At 69.9% G+C, this 15,491-nt stretch carries 16 protein-coding genes; 8 read left to right on the plus strand and 8 right to left on the minus strand.

The features are described 5' to 3' along the window. The first annotated feature begins 20 nt into the window (after window positions 1-20). The 3 genes from truA to ACFVDI_RS01605 all read left to right on the plus strand — a co-directional run bounded on the left by truA (window position 21) and on the right by ACFVDI_RS01605 (window position 1,937). Window positions 21-884 carry a tRNA pseudouridine(38-40) synthase TruA gene (truA, locus tag ACFVDI_RS01595; RefSeq protein WP_378899901.1) on the plus strand — a complete coding sequence of 288 codons (864 nt, stop codon included), beginning with the start codon at window positions 21-23 and terminating at the stop codon, window positions 882-884. Then, window positions 871-1,479 carry a class I SAM-dependent methyltransferase gene (locus ACFVDI_RS01600; RefSeq protein ID WP_378899545.1) on the plus strand — a complete coding sequence of 203 codons (609 nt, stop codon included), beginning with the start codon at window positions 871-873 and terminating at the stop codon, window positions 1,477-1,479. Before truA ends, ACFVDI_RS01600 begins: the two co-directional genes overlap by 14 nt. A 77-nt stretch (window positions 1,480-1,556) precedes the next feature. Beyond that, window positions 1,557-1,937: a hypothetical protein gene (locus ACFVDI_RS01605; protein ID WP_378899548.1), complete on the plus strand. Its 381-nt coding sequence runs from the start codon at window positions 1,557-1,559 to the stop codon at window positions 1,935-1,937. 4 nt (window positions 1,938-1,941) lie between these two features. Here ACFVDI_RS01605 and ACFVDI_RS01610 read toward each other — a convergent pair whose 3' ends face one another. Next, on the minus strand, window positions 1,942-3,243 hold the full coding sequence (locus ACFVDI_RS01610; protein ID WP_378899551.1) for a cytochrome P450: 1,302 nt from the start codon (window positions 3,241-3,243) through the stop codon (window positions 1,942-1,944). 109 nt (window positions 3,244-3,352) lie between these two features. Further along, a complete protein-coding gene (locus ACFVDI_RS01615; RefSeq protein WP_378899554.1) occupies window positions 3,353-4,267 on the minus strand; it encodes an alpha/beta hydrolase in 915 nt (304 codons plus the stop codon). Between the two features lie 118 nt (window positions 4,268-4,385). On the opposite strand from ACFVDI_RS01615, the gene ACFVDI_RS01620 reads away from it, so the two are divergent. Next, window positions 4,386-6,083: an ABC-F family ATP-binding cassette domain-containing protein gene (locus tag ACFVDI_RS01620; RefSeq protein WP_378899557.1), complete on the plus strand. Its 1,698-nt coding sequence runs from the start codon at window positions 4,386-4,388 to the stop codon at window positions 6,081-6,083. Then, complete coding sequence (locus ACFVDI_RS01625; RefSeq protein WP_378899560.1) at window positions 6,080-7,102, plus strand: GNAT family N-acetyltransferase; 1,023 nt, start codon at window positions 6,080-6,082, stop codon at window positions 7,100-7,102. The genes ACFVDI_RS01620 and ACFVDI_RS01625 overlap by 4 nt, the downstream gene beginning before the upstream one ends. A gap of 117 nt (window positions 7,103-7,219) precedes the next feature. On the opposite strand, the gene ACFVDI_RS01630 is transcribed toward ACFVDI_RS01625, so the two are convergent. Continuing rightward, entirely contained in the window at window positions 7,220-8,491 is a 1,272-nt protein-coding gene (locus tag ACFVDI_RS01630; RefSeq protein WP_378899563.1) for a trypsin-like peptidase domain-containing protein, read from the minus strand. A 116-nt stretch (window positions 8,492-8,607) separates the two neighbouring features. Then, window positions 8,608-9,147, minus strand: a complete 540-nt coding sequence (locus tag ACFVDI_RS01635; protein ID WP_378899566.1) for a MarR family winged helix-turn-helix transcriptional regulator — start codon at window positions 9,145-9,147, stop codon at window positions 8,608-8,610. Window positions 9,148-9,217: 70 nt separating this feature from the next. Here ACFVDI_RS01635 and ACFVDI_RS01640 point away from each other — a divergent pair, with 70 nt between their 5' ends. Then, entirely contained in the window at window positions 9,218-10,459 is a 1,242-nt protein-coding gene (locus ACFVDI_RS01640) for an MFS transporter (RefSeq protein WP_378899569.1), read from the plus strand. On the opposite strand, the gene ACFVDI_RS01645 is transcribed toward ACFVDI_RS01640, so the two are convergent. From ACFVDI_RS01645 to ACFVDI_RS01655, 3 genes are all read right to left on the minus strand, one after another. After that, entirely contained in the window at window positions 10,456-11,106 is a 651-nt protein-coding gene (locus ACFVDI_RS01645; RefSeq protein ID WP_378899572.1) for an HAD-IA family hydrolase, read from the minus strand. The genes ACFVDI_RS01640 and ACFVDI_RS01645 overlap by 4 nt on opposite strands. Next, on the minus strand, window positions 11,103-12,407 hold the full coding sequence (locus ACFVDI_RS01650; protein WP_328528949.1) for a citrate synthase: 1,305 nt from the start codon (window positions 12,405-12,407) through the stop codon (window positions 11,103-11,105). Before ACFVDI_RS01650 ends, ACFVDI_RS01645 begins: the two co-directional genes overlap by 4 nt. 69 nt (window positions 12,408-12,476) lie before the next feature. Then, on the minus strand, window positions 12,477-12,668 hold the full coding sequence (locus ACFVDI_RS01655) for a hypothetical protein (RefSeq protein WP_378899576.1): 192 nt from the start codon (window positions 12,666-12,668) through the stop codon (window positions 12,477-12,479). A gap of 169 nt (window positions 12,669-12,837) precedes the next feature. Here ACFVDI_RS01655 and ACFVDI_RS01660 point away from each other — a divergent pair, with 169 nt between their 5' ends. Both ACFVDI_RS01660 and ACFVDI_RS01665 read left to right on the plus strand, forming a co-directional pair. Continuing rightward, window positions 12,838-13,824, plus strand: coding sequence for an ArsR/SmtB family transcription factor (locus ACFVDI_RS01660; protein ID WP_378899579.1), 987 nt, complete (start codon window positions 12,838-12,840; stop codon window positions 13,822-13,824). 101 nt (window positions 13,825-13,925) lie between these two features. After that, the gene (locus tag ACFVDI_RS01665) at window positions 13,926-14,396 is read left to right on the plus strand and encodes a hypothetical protein (protein ID WP_378899582.1); all 471 of its coding nucleotides are present in this window, start codon (window positions 13,926-13,928) and stop codon (window positions 14,394-14,396) included. A 64-nt stretch (window positions 14,397-14,460) separates the two neighbouring features. On the opposite strand, the gene ACFVDI_RS01670 is transcribed toward ACFVDI_RS01665, so the two are convergent. After that, a complete protein-coding gene (locus ACFVDI_RS01670; RefSeq protein ID WP_378899585.1) occupies window positions 14,461-15,474 on the minus strand; it encodes a helix-turn-helix domain-containing protein in 1,014 nt (337 codons plus the stop codon). Between the last annotated feature and the right edge of the window lie 17 nt (window positions 15,475-15,491).

The following is a 15,491-nucleotide window of genomic DNA, read 5'->3' on the forward strand; positions in this document are numbered from 1 at the left end:
TTGCTGGGACAATGAGCGACGTGCGCATCAGGATCGACCTCGCCTACGACGGCACCATGTTCCACGGCTGGGCGACCCAGCCGGGGCTGCGTACGGTCCAGGGCGAGCTGCAGGCCGCGCTGGCGACCGCGTTGCGGGTCCCGTCGACAGGGGAGCGGTCCCAGGTGTGGGTGACGGTCGCCGGGCGCACCGACTCGGGTGTGCACGCTCGCGGTCAGGTCGCGCACTTCGACATCGACGCCGACGTGCTCGAGTCCTCGCGGGGACGCTCGGAGCAGTCGCCGCTCGACTCGCTGGTGCGCCGGCTCAACGGGATCCTCCCCGCCGACCTGCGGGTCCACCGCGCCATCGAGGCTCCGGAGGGGTTCAACGCCCGGTTCTCGGCGCTGTCGCGACGCTACGTCTACCGGATCGTCGACGATCCGGCCTTCGTCGACCCGCTGCTGCGCGGGCACGTGCTCTACCGGACCCGGCCGCTCGACCTGTCGCTGATGAACGTCGCCTCCGCCGACCTCGTCGGCCTCAACGACTTCGCCACCTTCTGCAAGCCGCGCGAGGGTGCCACCACGATCCGCGACCTGCGCCAGCTCACCTGGGACCGGCGTCCGGACGGGATCATCGAGGCGACCGTCCTCGCCGACGCCTTCTGTCACTCGATGGTGCGCTCGCTGGTCGGATGCCTGATGGTGATCGGGGAAGGCCGCAAGGACGTCACCTGGGCCAAGGAGTCGCTGGCCTCGCGCTCGCGTTCCTCGTCCATCCCGATCGCTCCGGCCAACGGGCTGACCCTCGAGGAGGTCGCCTATCCGCCGGACGACATGCTGGCGGACCAGCACCAGCGCACCATGAACCGCAGAGAGGCGAACGAGGTTGACGGGGACTGACGACGAGCACTACTTCTCCGCCGACCCGTCGGTGCCCTTCGAACGGATCCCGGTATCGGCGACCGTCTGGGACATGGACCTGTCGCTGGTCTCCGGGTCGGGGGTCTTCGCCAAGGGACGCCTCGACGTCGGCACCGCGGTGCTGTTCCGCGAGACCGACCCGCCCGACGGCGGCCGCATCCTCGACATGGGCTGCGGCTACGGGATCATCGGACTCGCCTGCGCGCTGGCCGCTCCGTCCGCCCAGGTCACCGGCGTCGACGTCAACGAGCGCGCCGTCCTGCTCGCGAACGAGAACGCCGCGAAGCTCGGTCTGGGCGACCGCTATCGCGCCGCGGTCCCGGCCGAGATCGATCCGGAGGTGACGTACGACGAGATCTGGAGCAACCCGCCGATCCGGATCGGCAAGCAGGCCCTCCACGAGCTGCTCCTGACCTGGCTGCCCCGCCTGGCGCCCGGCGGCCGCGCGGTCATGGTCGTCGGCAAGAATCTCGGTGGTGACTCCCTCCAGCGCTGGCTCGGTGAGCAGGGGTATCCGACCATACGGATCGGCAGCGCCAAGGGATTCCGCGTCCTGGAGACCCGCCGAGCCTGACCGGGCGTAGGTGCCGGTTTCCGCCGTCTCGCGCGTCTCGCGGCCGTTCGCGCGGGGTGCGCTGCCAGACTCCGCCCATGACCAACGGTGTGATGACGACTCCCGTGCTGACGAACCGTCAGCGCCTGGCCCGCTCCTACAAGGCCTGGGGCGTCGCCGCGCTGTTGAGCCTGGTGACGGTCCTGCCGGTCTACCTTGCCGTGACGAGCTCGGGGATCGAGCTGTCGCGGCTGGTGAGCGTGCCGGTGATGGTCGTCGTGGGGCTGATCGGGCCGGTGGTCGGGGCGTTCCTGAGCGCACGCGCCGGGCTGGGGCGGTTCTGCACCGGGGCCGCGTTCGTGATCATCGCGACCCCGATGACGAGCCTGCCGCTGCTGGCGATCCCGGCGTACGTCCTGGCGCCCTGGATCGCCGTGGCGATCAGCGAGGAGCCGGCACCTCAGCACTGGAACGGCTGAGCGGTCAGGCCGGGACCGGGTCCTTGGCGAGCAGCACCGGGAGCCGGTCGAGGCTGTAGACGACCGAGAGGTCGCGCCAGCCGAGGTCGCCGGGATCGTCGGTGGCCATGGCCAGGTCAGGGAAGCGGCGGGCGAGGCCGGTGAGGGCGGCGCGGAGCTCCATCCGGGCCAGCTCGGCGCCGACGCAGCGGTGCATGCCGTGGCCGAAGGCGAAGTGCATCGTCTCGGCGTTGCGGAGGTCGAACTGCTCCGGCTTCGGCACCACCGCGGGGTCGCGGTTGGCGCCGGTCAGGCTGACCAGGACGACGGCGCCCTTCTTGACCGGCACCCCGAACAGGTCGTGGTCCTCGCGCGCGAACCGAGGGAAGGCGAGCTGCACCGGGCACAGGTAGCGCAGCAGCTCCTCGACCACCTTGTCGACCTCGGCCCGGTCGCCCGTGCGCAGGATCTCGTACGCCTCGGGGTTCTGCATCAGCACGTAGGCGCCCATGGAGAGCATCGAGGCGGAGGTCTCGTAGCCGCCGAGGAAGACACCGTCGGCGAGGCCGCCGAGCTCGACGTCGTCGTACTCCGACCCCTTGGTGCGGATGATCTCGCCGATCATGCCGTCACCGGGGTCGGCGCGCTGCTGACGGACCTGCTCGATCAGGAACGTCCTCGTCTCGGTGGCGGCCCCGAAGGCGCCGGCACCGCCCTCGGAGAGGTCGAAACGGGCCATCCCGAGCTTGTGGAACTCGTCGCGTACGTCCTCGGGCATGCCCAGCAGCTCGCAGATCACCCGGAACGGGATCTCGAAGCCGAAGTGCTGGACGAGGTCGACCTCCGGGCCGTTGTCCTCCATGCCGTCGAGGGCGTCGGTGACGATCCGGTCGATCATCTCGTTGAGACGGCCCAGGCGACGCATGGTGAACTCCGGGGTCAGCAGGCCGCGGAGCTTGGTGTGGTCGGGCGGGTCGGTCATGCCGAGACCACCGATGCCCTCGGCGTCGGTGCGCTTGCGGGTGCCGAGCAGGTGGCGCATGTCGTTGGAGTAGGCGTTCCTGTCGGCCAGGACGTGCTTGGACTCGGCGTGCCCGGTGACCAGGACGATGTCGAGGCCGAGCACCGAGCCGAGCTTGGTGACCGGTGCCTGCGCCCGGCTCTCGGCGAGCAGCGGCACCGGGTCCACGCCGTCACGGCGCAGCGGGAAGGTCAGGTGCTCGGGGATCTTGCGCAGCGTGGTGATGTCCGGGATCGGCGACTCCTTGCCCCGCATCGCGAACTGCAGGGCGAGCTTGCGGACGCGCTCGGTCGGCGGTCGCGTCATCGCCCGTAGAAAAGAACTGACCTGGGCAGCAATCGGCATGCGGCCCAGTCTGGACCATCGTCAAACCACGGGCATCAGGAATACCCCTGGTTCACAGATGTGTCCTGAATCACCCGTGGAGCACGGTCCTGAACAGCGCACAGGTCTCCTCGATCGCGAGCTGCGCCGCCTGCGAGTGGTGGCCCATCGCGAAGAAGCCGTGGATGAGGCCGTCGCAGTGGTGGTAGGTCGTGGGGACCCCAGAGCTCTCCAGCGCCTTGGCGTACGCGATGCCCTCGTCGCGCAGCGGATCGAACTCCGCGGTCACCACGACCGCCGGCGCCAGACCTTCCAAGGAACCCTTGATCGGACTCAGCCGCGGGTCGGTGCGGTCGGCGTCGGCCACGTAGTGGTCGGAGAACCACTTCATCGTCGGCAGCTCGAGGAAGTAGCCGTGGCCGTTCTCCGCGTAGGAGGGGTAGCCACTGGTCATGTCGGTCGCCGGGTAGATCAACAGCTGGCCGGCGAGCTCGCGCCCCTCGGTGCGGAAGGCCTGGGCCACGGCGGCGGACAGGTTGCCCCCGGCGCTGTCGCCGGCGACCGCGATCCGGCCGTCGCCGCCGAACGTCGCCGCGTTGTCGCTCACCCAGCGGGCCGCGGCCACCGCGTCGTCGTAGGCGGCGGGGAAGGGGTGCTCGGGCGCCAGCCGGTAGTCGACCGCGACGACCACGGCGTCGCAGATCGTGGAGAGGTTGCGGGCCTGGTCCTCATGGGTGTCGAGGTCGCCGACCACCCAACCGCCGCCGTGGAACATCACGATCGTGGGCAGCGGTCCCTGCGTGGTGGGCCGGTAGATGCGTACGTCCAGGTCGCTGGCCGGCCCTGGGATCACCGCGCTCTCCACCGATCCGATCGGTGGAAGTGGGATGCCCTCGCCCAACGCGCGGTAGAGCGCTCGTGCCGTCGGCGGATCGTAGGACTCCAGGGGCTGGCCCTTCGCGAAGAGGGTGAGCAGGTCAGCGATCTGGCTGTCGAGCGGAGGCATGGCGACAGTCATATCGGTAATCGCCAAAATGTGTCGAGCGTCACGTTCTACTGATGGGACCGATTGGTCGAACGCGACCGGGAATAACCATTCGACAGAGGTGCCAGACTGGACGGCTGTGGGACATGTGGACGTTGCTGGAGTGCGGTTCCAGCTGCCTGACGGGCGAGTGCTGCTCGACGACGTCTCCTTCCGGGTGGGGGAGGGCGCCAAGGTCGCGCTGGTGGGCGCCAACGGCGCCGGGAAGACGACGCTGCTGCGGATCGTCACGGGAGAGCTGACCCCGACGTCGGGGTCCGTCGTCCGCTCGGGCGGTCTCGGGGTGATGCGGCAGATGGTCGGCAAGGGCTCCTCGACCGTGGGCGAGCTGCTGCTCTCGGTGGCGCCCGCGCGCGTGCGCGAGGCCACCGCGGCCGTGGAGGCGTGCGAGCTGGAGCTGATGTCGTCCGAGGACGAGCGGCTGCAGATGCGCTACGCGACCGCGCTGGCCGAGTACGCCGACGCCGGCGGCTACGACATCGAGGTCGTCTGGGACGTGTGCACCATGGCCGGGCTCGGCGTTCCCTACGACCGCGCCCGCTACCGCGATCTGGACACCCTGTCCGGCGGCGAGCAGAAGCGACTCGTGCTCGAGTACCTCCTGCGCGGCCCCGACGAGGTGCTGCTGCTCGACGAGCCCGACAACTTCCTCGACGTGCCCGGCAAGATCTGGCTGGAGCAGCGCATCCGGGAGTCTCCGAAGACGATCCTCTACGTCAGCCACGACCGTGAGCTGCTGGACAACACCGCCACCAGGGTGGTCACGGTCGAGCTCGGTGCGTCCGGTGCCGGCAACAGCACGTGGACGCACCCTGGTGGGTTCGCGTCCTACCATGAGGCCCGCAAGGACCGGTTCCTGCGGTTCGAGGAGCAGCGCCGCCGCTGGGACGAGGAGCACGCCAAGATCAAGGCCCTGGTCCTGCGGCTGAAGGTCAAGTCGGAGTACAACGACGGGATGTCCAGCCAGTACAGGGCGGCCCAGACCAGGCTCCGGAAGTTCGAGGAGGCCGGCCCGCCCGTCGAGCAGCCACGAGAGCAGGCTGTGCAGATGCGGCTGCGCGGCGGGCGCACCGGCAAGCGGGCAGTGGTCTGCGAGGCGCTCGAGCTCAGCGGACTGATGAGACCGTTCGACCTGGAGGTCTGGTACGGAGAGCGGGTTGCCGTGCTGGGCTCCAACGGCTCGGGCAAGTCCCACTTCCTGCGGTTGCTCGCTCGCGGCGGGACAGACCCGGACGTGGAGCACCGCCCGGTCGAGGACACCCCCATCGAGCCGGTCCGCCATCGTGGGAAGGCCAAGCTCGGCGCCCGCGTGCGGCCGGGCTGGTTCGTGCAGACACATGCCCATCCGGAGCTGGTGGGACGTACGCTGCTCGACATCCTGCACCGCGGTGACGTCACGCCTGACGGGCGGGGACGCGCGGGGATGGGCCGGGAGGCCGCCTCCCGGGTGCTGGACCGCTACGAGCTGGCGCACGCCGCGGAGCAGACCTTCGACTCGCTCTCGGGCGGGCAGCAGGCGCGCTTCCAGATCCTCCTGCTCGAGCTCTCCGGTGCCACGTTGCTGCTCCTCGACGAGCCGACGGACAACCTCGACGTCCAGTCCGCCGAGGCGCTCGAGGCCGGCCTGGAGTCGTTCGAGGGCACCGTCATCGCGGTCACGCACGACCGCTGGTTCGCCCGCGGCTTCGACCGGTTCCTGGTCTACGGCGCCAACGGCGACGTCTACGAGTCCCCGGAACCGGTCTGGGACGAGACGAGAGTGGAGAGGTCACGATGAGTGAGCTGGTGATCGAGCGGGTCGACCCGTTCGACGACGAGGTCTTCGACGCCTGGCACGACGTGATGACCGCCTCGTGGCTCGACGCCCGCGGCCCCGACGCGGATCTGTGGGCACGTGAGGAGCAGCGCGTCGAGCTGCAGCAGCAGACCGCGAAGACCGACCGGCGGGCCTACGTCGGCCGCGTCGACGGCGAGACGGTGGCCGCCGGCTGGATCGCCATGCCGCTGCTCGACAACCTCCACCGAGCCACGCTCGTCGTGGCGGTGCTGCCCGCCCACCGCAGGCGCGGCCACGGCACCACGCTGCTGGACCATGTCGAGGCGGAGGCCCGCGCCCAGGGACGTACGTCGTTGACGGGTGAGGTCTGGTGGCCGTGGTCGTTGGGCTCCGGTGGTGAGGGCTCGCCGGGTCGCGACTTCGGGGTGGCCCGGGGCTACGCGCCCGCCCTGGTGGAGGTACGCCGCCTGCTGAGGCTGCCGGTGCCCGACGACGTCCTCGACCGGCTGGCGGCGCAGGCCGCCGAGCGGCACGCCGCCTACACGCTGCGGTCCTGGGTCGGCCGGGTGCCCGACGACATCGTCGAGAGCTGGGCGGTGCTCGACGCCAGCCTGGAGACCGAGGCGCCGACCGGTGACCTGGACATCGAGGCGCCCGAGCCCGATGTGGCGAAGGTGCGCGAGACCGAGGAGCTGGTCGCGGCCCAGAAGCGGACCCTCTACCACTCGGTGGCACTGGACGCCGACGGCAAGGTGGTGGCCTACACGGTGATCGGCTACTCGAGCCTGGACGGCAAGAGCTACCAGTGGGGCACCCTGGTCGAGGCGGCGCACCGCGGCCACCGGCTCGGGCTCGCGGTGAAGGTCGCCAACCTGAGGCTGCTCCAGTCCGAGCGGCCGGAGGTGCCGACCCTGGGCACCTACAACGCCGAGGTCAACTCCCACATGATCCAGGTCAACGAGGCCATGGGCTTCGAGCCGGTCGAGTGGCTGTGCAGCATCCAGAAACAGGTCTCCTGACCCGCGTCCGCACAACGCACGAGCGCCTCATACCCGGTCAGAGACGGGCATGAGGCGCTCGGTTGGTGGCACCCCGCGGCTACTGAGACCCTGCGGACCCCAGCGTCTTGCGGGGAGTCAGGATGCGTCGGAGTCCAGCGTCACCTTCTCGGTGCGCTCCTCGCCGTCGCGCGACCAGGTGACGTCGACCTCGTCGTCAGGGCGATAGGAGCGGACGGTGGCCACGAGGGAGTCCGATCCGGTGATGACGTGGTCGTCGACCTTGGTGATGATGTCGCCCTTCTGGAGGCCTGCCTTCTCGGCGGTGCTGCCCGAGCTGACCTCCTGGACCTGGGCCCCGGTGACCGAGTTCTGGCCGTTCTGGGCCGCGGGGGCGTCCGAGACCGAGATGCCGAACTGGGCATGGGTGGCCTGCTCGCCCTTCTCGAGCTGCTCGACGATCGGGCGGATCTCGTCGATCGGGATCGCGAACCCGATGCCGATCGAACCCGCGTCCTCGCTGCTGGCGCCGCCGGAGCGGATCGAGGCGTTGATGCCGACGAGGTTGCCGTTGAGGTCGACGAGCGCGCCACCGGAGTTGCCCGGGTTGATCGCCGCGTCGGTCTGCACCGCGGGGTAGACGGTCGCCGCGCCGTTCTGGTCCACGCCGACGTTGACCGGACGGTTGAGCGCGCTCACGATGCCGGTGGTTACCGTGGAGTCGAGCCCGAAGGGGGACCCGATCGCCACGACGCTCTGGCCGACGGTGAGGTTGGCGGACTTGCCGATCGTGATCGGGGTCAGGCCGGAGACGTCCTTGGCCTTGATCACGGCGGTGTCGGTGAGCGGGTCGGTGCCGAGCACCTCGGCGGAGGCCTTCGTGCCGTCGTTGAAGTCGACGGTCACCGTGCCGCCGTTGGCGGCCAGCTCGACCACGTGGTTGTTGGTCAGGATCGTGCCGTCGGAGGAGATGACGACGCCGGAGCCCGAGCCGGAGCCCTGCTGGGAGGTGACCTCGATCTTCACCACCGAGGGGAGCACCTTGGCGGAGACCTTCTCGATGCTGCCCTCGGGAGCCTTCGCGTCGACGACCTGCGAGGTGGCCGGCGTGTTCGCCCCGCCGATGGTGCCGTCACCGGAGAGGGCGTCGTAGATCGCCGCGCCACCGACGCCCGCGGTGCCACCGGCGACCAGGGCCCCGGCGAGGACCGCGGCGACGAGACCGGTGCGCCCGAGGGTGCGCTTCTTGGGAGGCGTGCCGGGCGCGCCTGGCACGGAAGGCATGACGGAGGTCTGGGTCGGCGGGGTTGCGAACGGGCCGGCGGGAGGCTGGGTGGATCCGGCAGGAGGGGCCGGGAGCGTCCACTGCGGCGGGGTCCCACTCGGCTGCTGAGGAGGGAGTTCGGTCATGTCTTCGAGTCTGGCCAGCGTCCCTGTGAACCGGCTGAGACAGCCCTATGCGGTCGCGAAGAGATGGTTCAGGACCCGGCGAGGAGGCCGCGGCGTACGCAGATCCGCGCGGCGGGCTACTCGGCCTCGAGGCGCAGGGTCACCTGCTTGAGCATCGCCGCCAGCTCCGTACGCCGCTCCGGGCTGAGCGCCTCCAGCAGTCTGTTCTCGGCCTCGCCGCGCAGGTCCATCGCCCGCCGCCAGATCTCGATGCCGGCCTTGGTCGCCTCGACGCTGATCTTGCGGCGGTCCTCCACCGATGCCGTACGCCGCACCCACCCGGCCTTCTCCATGCTGTCGAGCCGTCCCGTCATCCCGGCCGGACTGATGTCGAGATCCTTCGCGAGGGCCGTGGGTGAGGCGTGGCCGGGGGTGTCGCGGATCATCAGCTGGTGAAGGGTCATGTACTCGAAGTCGGCCAACCCGACCTCGCTCGCCGCCGCGCGGCGCGCATCGCTGAAGAACTTGGAGATGGACCCGATCCGCACCGTGATCGCCTCGACCTCGTCGTCGAAGTCGATGTCGAGCCAGTGGTCGCGCCACCGCGCCACGTGGCGGTCGGCCCGGTCCTCGGGGATGTCGTCGACGGACGTCTCGGAGGCTCGCATCTCGGGCATACGCCGATCCTACCCTTCGCCGACTGATAATTCGTTGACGAATAGTTCGTCGGCGAACTACCTTCTCGATATGACCGCAACCACCCCGTCGCCCACCGCGCGTCGATCGCCGCTGAGGCACCGCAACTTCCGTCGCCTCGTGACCGGCACGGCGTCCTCGTCGCTGGGCAACGCGATCACCCCGGTCGCGCTGGCGTTCGCGGTGCTCGACCTGGGCGGCACGGCGACGCAGCTCGGCCTGGTCGAGGCTGTCTTCGCGGCCTGCCAGGTGCTGACCACGCTGGCCGGGGGAGTGCTCGGCGACCGGGTCTCGCGCAAGGTGATGATGGAGGGCACGGCGGCGATCAGCGCCGTCGTCGTCGGGTCGCTGGCGGCGACGGTGATCCTCGACGTCGCGACCATCCCGTCGACCGCGGTGATGGGTGGCCTCGCCGGCATCGTCGCGGCGCTCAACCAGCCCTCGGCGATGGCGATGACGAGGGTGGTCGTGCCCGACGAGGAGCTCGGCGCGGCCGTCTCGCTCCGGTCGCTGCTGCAGACCACCGCCTCGACCGTCGGCTACGCCCTCGGCGGTGTGCTCGTCGCGGCCGTCGGGCCGGGGTGGGCGATCACGATCGACGCGCTCACCTTCGCCATCGCCGCCATCGCCTACTCCGGGATGCGGGTCCCGCACGACCGCGAGCCGCGCAAGGCCTCGATGCTGGCCGACCTGGGCGAGGGCTTCCGCGAGGTCATGCGGCACTCCTGGCTGTGGTTCCTGATCCTGCAGGCGCTGCTCTATCACCTGTTCTGGTCAGGGGCTCACAGCGTGCTCGGCCCGATCGTGGTCGGCGAGGGGATCGGCCGGGCCTCGTGGGGCTTCGCGCTCGCCGCACTGATGGCGGGCTTCTTCGTCGGGGGCCTGGTCTGCCTGCGGTTCCGCCCGCGCCGGCTGCTCTCCGTGGGCGTGGTCTTCCTGGCGATGACCGGCCTCTTCCCGATCTCGATGGCGCTCTCGGACACGCTCTGGCCGATCCTGCTCGGTGCGTTCCTGCACGGGGTCGGGCTCCAGATCTTCGACGTCTTCTGGCAGATCGCGATCCAGCAGGAGATCCCCGAGGACAAGCTCTCCCGGGTCTACGCCTTCGACATCGTGGGCTCGTTCGTCGCCCGCCCGGTGGGGCTCGCCCTCGTCGGCCCGGTCGCGGTCGCGGTCGGCTTCGACACCTGGCTGCTCGTGGTCGCCGCGGTGATCTCCGGCAGCGCTCTGCTCTCGATGTCCTTCGCGGGCGTACGCCGTCTCGAGCGGGCGCCCGACCAGAGCCTCGTCTAGAGCGCCGTCACCGGGAGGCCGAGCGCGAGCAGGTCCTTGCGGAGCTGCTCGGCCCCGGTGAACTGGAACGCCTGCATGCCGAGTGCCGCCGCGGCGGCCACGTTGGCGACGCTGTCGTCGACGAACGCCAGCCGCTCCAGTGGGATCCCGGCACGCTCGGCGACGAGCCGGTAGATCGCCGGATCGGGCTTCGCCAGGCACACCTCGCCGGAGACGACGACCTCGCGGAGCAGCCCGATCACCTCGTACGTCGCCGGAGCATGCGGATAGAGCTCGGCCGACCAGTTGGTCAGCCCGAGCTGCGGGAACCCGGCGGCCGCGAGCTCGCGGACCAGATCATGGGTGCCGGGGACCGGGCCGAGGAGCGAGAGCGGGAAGTTGTCGACGTACGCCGCCCCCGCCGCGATCCACTCGGGAGCCTCGTCCTCGAGCACGGTCAGCGCCTGGGCCCAGGTGCGGCCGGCGTCTTGGGCATAGTTCCACGCCCCGAAGTCGTAGGACTCCATGAACGCGCGGGCATCGGCGTCACCCACCCCGGCGGCGATCGCCGGGAGCGGGTCCCAGCGGATCAACACGTTGCCGAAATCCCAGACGACCCCGTCCACCACGGCCGTGGTGGACGGGGTCTGAGTGTCGGGAGTGCTCACGACCAACGAACGTCGCGAGGCACGAAGGTGAGCCCGCGCTCGCCGGTGTAGATCTGCTTCGGACGGGCGATCTTCTGCTCCTTGTCCTGGACGAGCTCCAGCCACTGGGAGAGCCAGCCCGGTGTACGCCCGATGGCGAACAGCACGGTGAACATCTCCGGCGGGAACTCCAGGGCCTCGTAGATGAGGCCGGAGTAGAAGTCGACATTGGGGTAGAGCTTGCGGGAGACGAAGTATTCGTCCTCCAGCGCGATCTTCTCCAGCTCCTGGGCGATGTCGAGGAGCGGGTTGGTGCCGGTCACCTCGAACACGTTGTAGGCCTGCTGCTTGATCAGCTTCGCCCGCGGGTCGTAGTTCTTGTAGACCCGGTGGCCGAAGCCCATCAGCCGCTCGTTGCCGGCCTTGACGCCCTCGATGAAGGCGGGGATGTTCTCGACCTTGCCGATGCGGCGCAGCATCCGGAGCACGGCCTCGTTGGCGCCGCCGTGCAGCGGGCCGAAGAGGGCGCCGACGCCGGCGGCCACCGAGGAGTAGGGGTCGACCTGGGTCGAGCCGACGCTGCGAACGGCGTTGGCCGAAGCGTTCTGCTCGTGGTCGGCGTGCAGGATGAAGAGGGTGTCGAGCGCCTTCTCGATGCGCTCGTCCGGCGCGTACTTCGACTCGCTCATCTTGAAGAGCATGGAGAGGAAGTTGCCGGTGTAGGACAGGTCGTTGTCCGGGTAGACGTAGGGCTTGCCCTGCGCGTGCCGGAAAGCCCAGGCGCCGAGGGTCGGCATCTTGGCGATCAACCGGATGATCTGCAGGCGACGGTTGTCGGGGTCGGAGATGTTGGCGGCGTCCGGGTAGAACGTCGACATCGCACCGACCGACGCCATGAGCATGCCCATCGGGTGGGCGTCATAGCGGAAGCCCTGCATGAACTCCTTGATGTTCTCGTGCACGAACGTGTGGTAGGTGATCTCGTGCACCCACGCGTCGTACTCCTCCTTGGTCGGCAGCGCGCCGTGGACCAGGAGATAGGAGACCTCGAGGAAGTTGGAGTTCTCCGCGAGCTGCTCGATCGGATATCCGCGATATTCGAGGATCCCCTTGTCACCGTCGATATAGGTGACGGAAGATCGGCATGAAGCGGTGTTGACGAAACCGGGGTCGTAGACCGCCAGGCCGGGCCCCTCTTCGTTGCTAGCCGGGTCCGCGGCCTTGATCTTCCCCAGGTCGGCGGCGCGGATGGTGCCGTCGGTGATCGGGATGTCGTACTCCACCCCGGTGCGGTTGTCACGCACTGTTAGAGATTCGGTCACGATCAGCAACGGTAACCCTCTTGAAATCGCCTACGTAACTCGGCGTCCCACCCATTGGCCGATTTCGACTCAGAGGCGGAACCTGCTCCGCGCCGGTCTGGTGTCGCCGGAGGGCTCGTCGTCGCCGAACCGGGTGAGCGCGTCGCGCAGCCGATGGAGGTCGAGAACGGTCTGCACCGACCGCTCGTTGAGGGTGTCGTCCTCTCCACGGAGCGCACGCAGCGCGTCCTGGACCTCGGTCTCGCTCGGCTCCCCGGTCATGGGGACATAATCTAGGTGCCCCGGCCAAGGGAAGCGACCACGGGTTGTCGCGGATCGCGGATCCCAGGCTGGCAGATTTCTGTCAGAAGTCTGTGAGGGCGGGCGCGCAGCATGGTCGGACGATGGTCGCGGAAAGCGGCTGGAGACGCCATCATGCTCGGGGGACGCGATGCTGCGGATTCACTTCACCTACGAGGACCTTGCCCGGGTCAGGATCGCCGACGGGCCCGATGCGCTCTGGGAGGTGCAGCTCAGCCTGCATGCGCTCCAGACGCACGGGCGCGCCGTGGAGCTGACGCCGTGGCGTCGACACACGCTGCACACACTGCCCCGCGAGGTGGTGCGACCGCTCGCCGAGATCGCGCCACCGTGCGGCATCTCGCCGGACTTCCTGACGCCGTCGGGCGGTGGTCACGGGTTCGGCGACGGGATGGAGATCTCGCTGCGTACGCCGAGGGCCACGATCTCCGCGCAGGTTGCCGCCATGGCGAGCCAGCGTCGGCTGACGCCCTGGCTCGAGGCCGTACGTCGTGCCGAGACGTCGGCGCTGCGTACGTTGGGGCGGGCGGTGGCGATCTATCACGAGGGCGCGATCGCACCGGTGTGGCGATCGTTGTCGGACGTCGTCGCCGCGGACCGGCGCATGCGCGCCCAGCAGATGTCCGCCAGGGGCGTCGGGGCGGTGCTGGCCGGGCTTCCCGGTTGTCGTTGGCGGGCGCCGGTGCTGGAGATCGAGAACTACAAAGACGCCGAGGTACGCCTCGAGGGCCGTGGGCTCCTGCTCCAGCCGTCCTACTTCTGCGAGCCGGACACCCCGATCAAGCTGTGCGACCCCGGGCCGGAGCCGATGCTGGTCTATCCCACGGCCAAGCCGGCCACCGGCCTCACGGCTTCGACGGAGTCGGCATCGGCGCCCGGGCGGTCGGTGACCGCGCTGCTGGGGCGTACGCGGGCGGCCGCGCTCGCCGCGATCGGGACCGGGTGCTCGACCGGTGAGCTGGCCCGCCGGTGCGAGATCTCGGTCGGCTCCGCCAGCCAGCAGGCGAGCATCCTCCGCGAAGGTGGACTCATCACCACCCGGCGCGTGGGCACCTCGGTCCGTCATGAGATCACCAGTCTCGGGGTGCAGTTGCTGAGCGGGGCGGCGGCGTCCTGATACGCCTTTCGGCCCTGGCCAAAAAGGTTTCGCCGACGTGACCGCTGCCCCGAACCTCGGAGCGTCATTGCTCCACATCAGGTTCTCTGGAAGGAAAGCTCATGATCAAGCGCATCCTGGCGGCGGCAGCACTCACGATGGCCGTCACCAGCATCAGCTCCGGCGCCGTGGCGGCGACCGGCGAAGGCACGGACGTCGCGACGAAGGGCGGCGGCGACGCTCGGGAGGGCGTGGTCGCGGCTGCGGTCTCGCCGTCGGTCTCGCCTGCGGCAGAGGCGGTCGTCTACCGGGCGACCGGTGTCCGGGAGTACGACTGCCCGTCGGGCCGTCTGTGCGTGGACGTGTGGGACCCGACCCGCGGCACCTACAAGGTGTTCCAGTTCTACCGGTGTCAGACGCACTCGCTCTCCGCCTTCTACTCGACCTACGTCCCGGAGTTCGAGAACAACCAGACCAGCGGAACCAACACCTACTTCGAGCGGAGCTGGGGTGACCGGTACCTGAGGTCGACCGCGAAGCACGGCGAGCGCTCGATCAACTGGGACCCGATCAACTTCATCGACGTCTGCTGACCCACCCGCAGCGCACAGCTGAGCGACGGGCGATCTCGTGTCGAGATCGCCCGTTCTGCGTCGCTCAGCGCTCCTGATCGGTGCCGTGGGCCACCCGCCAGAGCAGTAGCGCCACGGCAGCCCGCTGCCGTCCCCGGCCCTTGACCGGCGAGTAGCCGAGCTGGCCGCTCAGCCAGGTCAGCCGGTCCTGCAGGGTCGAGTGGTGCACGTGCAGCAACGCGGCCGACTGCCTCAGGCTCGGCTGGTCCAGGACCGCGTGGAGCGTGTCCACGACCCACGGATGTCCGGCGAGCAGCTCGTCCAGACGTCGTACGTCACCCACCCCCGCCGCCTCCGCGGCGCTGATCCGCTCGGCGATGACGGCGAGCGCGCCGAGGTCTTCGTGGCGGACCACCGACGGCGCGAGGCCACCGACCGTTGCGGCGAGCCGGAGCGCGGTGCGCGCCTGCTCCAGCGCGCTCGGCAGCTGCAGCGGGTCGGGAGCGACCGCGGCCCCGGCCCGGATCCCCTCCGGGAGTGCGGGCGTGCCGGGCAGCAGCCCGACCACCAGGGGACCCATGGTGCTGATCAGTGTCGTCGGCAGGTTGGCGGAGGTGCTCGATATCACAGTCACGGGCCCGGCCAGCCCGAGCCGGGCGACGGCGTCGCGCCTGTCAGCCTCGCCCGCGTCGGGGTCGCACGCGATCCTGACCATCCCGCTGGCCGAGGGCTGAGAGGAGCCGGTGCTGAGCGCCTGCAGCGCCCGGGCGGCGCGTTCGAGGATCAGCGCGTCCAGCGGACCGTCGTCCCCCGCCCGCTCCAGCCAGAGCCACGAGCCCGGCTGGCCGGGGACGGGCTCGTGGCGCCGGTCGCCCTCGTCCTTTCCGGTCAGCGTTCGGCCGTCGGGGGTGAACCGCCGCACCAGGGCCCGGGCCGCGTCGTGGAGGCCGACCGTGGCACCAGCGAGCGCCGCGGCGGCGCGGACGACCGCGGCGCTCGACGCCCGCTCGTCCACGAGCCGGTCGAAGTGGTCGATGACGCGCAGCGCGCTGGCCGCGTCGTCGTCGACCACCTCGAGCTTGCCGATCAGATCTCGCACCTGAACCTCCCTGGCCT

The organism is Nocardioides sp. NPDC057767 (genome assembly GCF_042798275.1).
GTDB lineage: Bacteria > Actinomycetota > Actinomycetes > Propionibacteriales > Nocardioidaceae > Nocardioides.

Bases quoted from the DNA above. Each gene is read 5' to 3' on its own strand.
- ACFVDI_RS01605 (WP_378899548.1), top strand. From the start codon at position 1,557: ATGACCAACGGTGTGATGACGACTCCCGTGCTGACGAACCGTCAGCGC.
- ACFVDI_RS01610 (WP_378899551.1), bottom strand. From the start codon at position 3,243: ATGACGCGACCGCCGACCGAGCGCGTCCGCAAGCTCGCCCTGCAGTTC.
- ACFVDI_RS01615 (WP_378899554.1), bottom strand. From the start codon at position 4,267: ATGCCTCCGCTCGACAGCCAGATCGCTGACCTGCTCACCCTCTTCGCG.
- ACFVDI_RS01625 (WP_378899560.1), top strand. From the start codon at position 6,080: ATGAGTGAGCTGGTGATCGAGCGGGTCGACCCGTTCGACGACGAGGTC.
- ACFVDI_RS01630 (WP_378899563.1), bottom strand. From the start codon at position 8,491: ATGACCGAACTCCCTCCTCAGCAGCCGAGTGGGACCCCGCCGCAGTGG.
- ACFVDI_RS01635 (WP_378899566.1), bottom strand. From the start codon at position 9,147: ATGCCCGAGATGCGAGCCTCCGAGACGTCCGTCGACGACATCCCCGAG.
- ACFVDI_RS01640 (WP_378899569.1), top strand. From the start codon at position 9,218: ATGACCGCAACCACCCCGTCGCCCACCGCGCGTCGATCGCCGCTGAGG.
- ACFVDI_RS01655 (WP_378899576.1), bottom strand. From the start codon at position 12,668: ATGACCGGGGAGCCGAGCGAGACCGAGGTCCAGGACGCGCTGCGTGCG.
- ACFVDI_RS01660 (WP_378899579.1), top strand. From the start codon at position 12,838: ATGCTGCGGATTCACTTCACCTACGAGGACCTTGCCCGGGTCAGGATC.
- ACFVDI_RS01665 (WP_378899582.1), top strand. From the start codon at position 13,926: ATGATCAAGCGCATCCTGGCGGCGGCAGCACTCACGATGGCCGTCACC.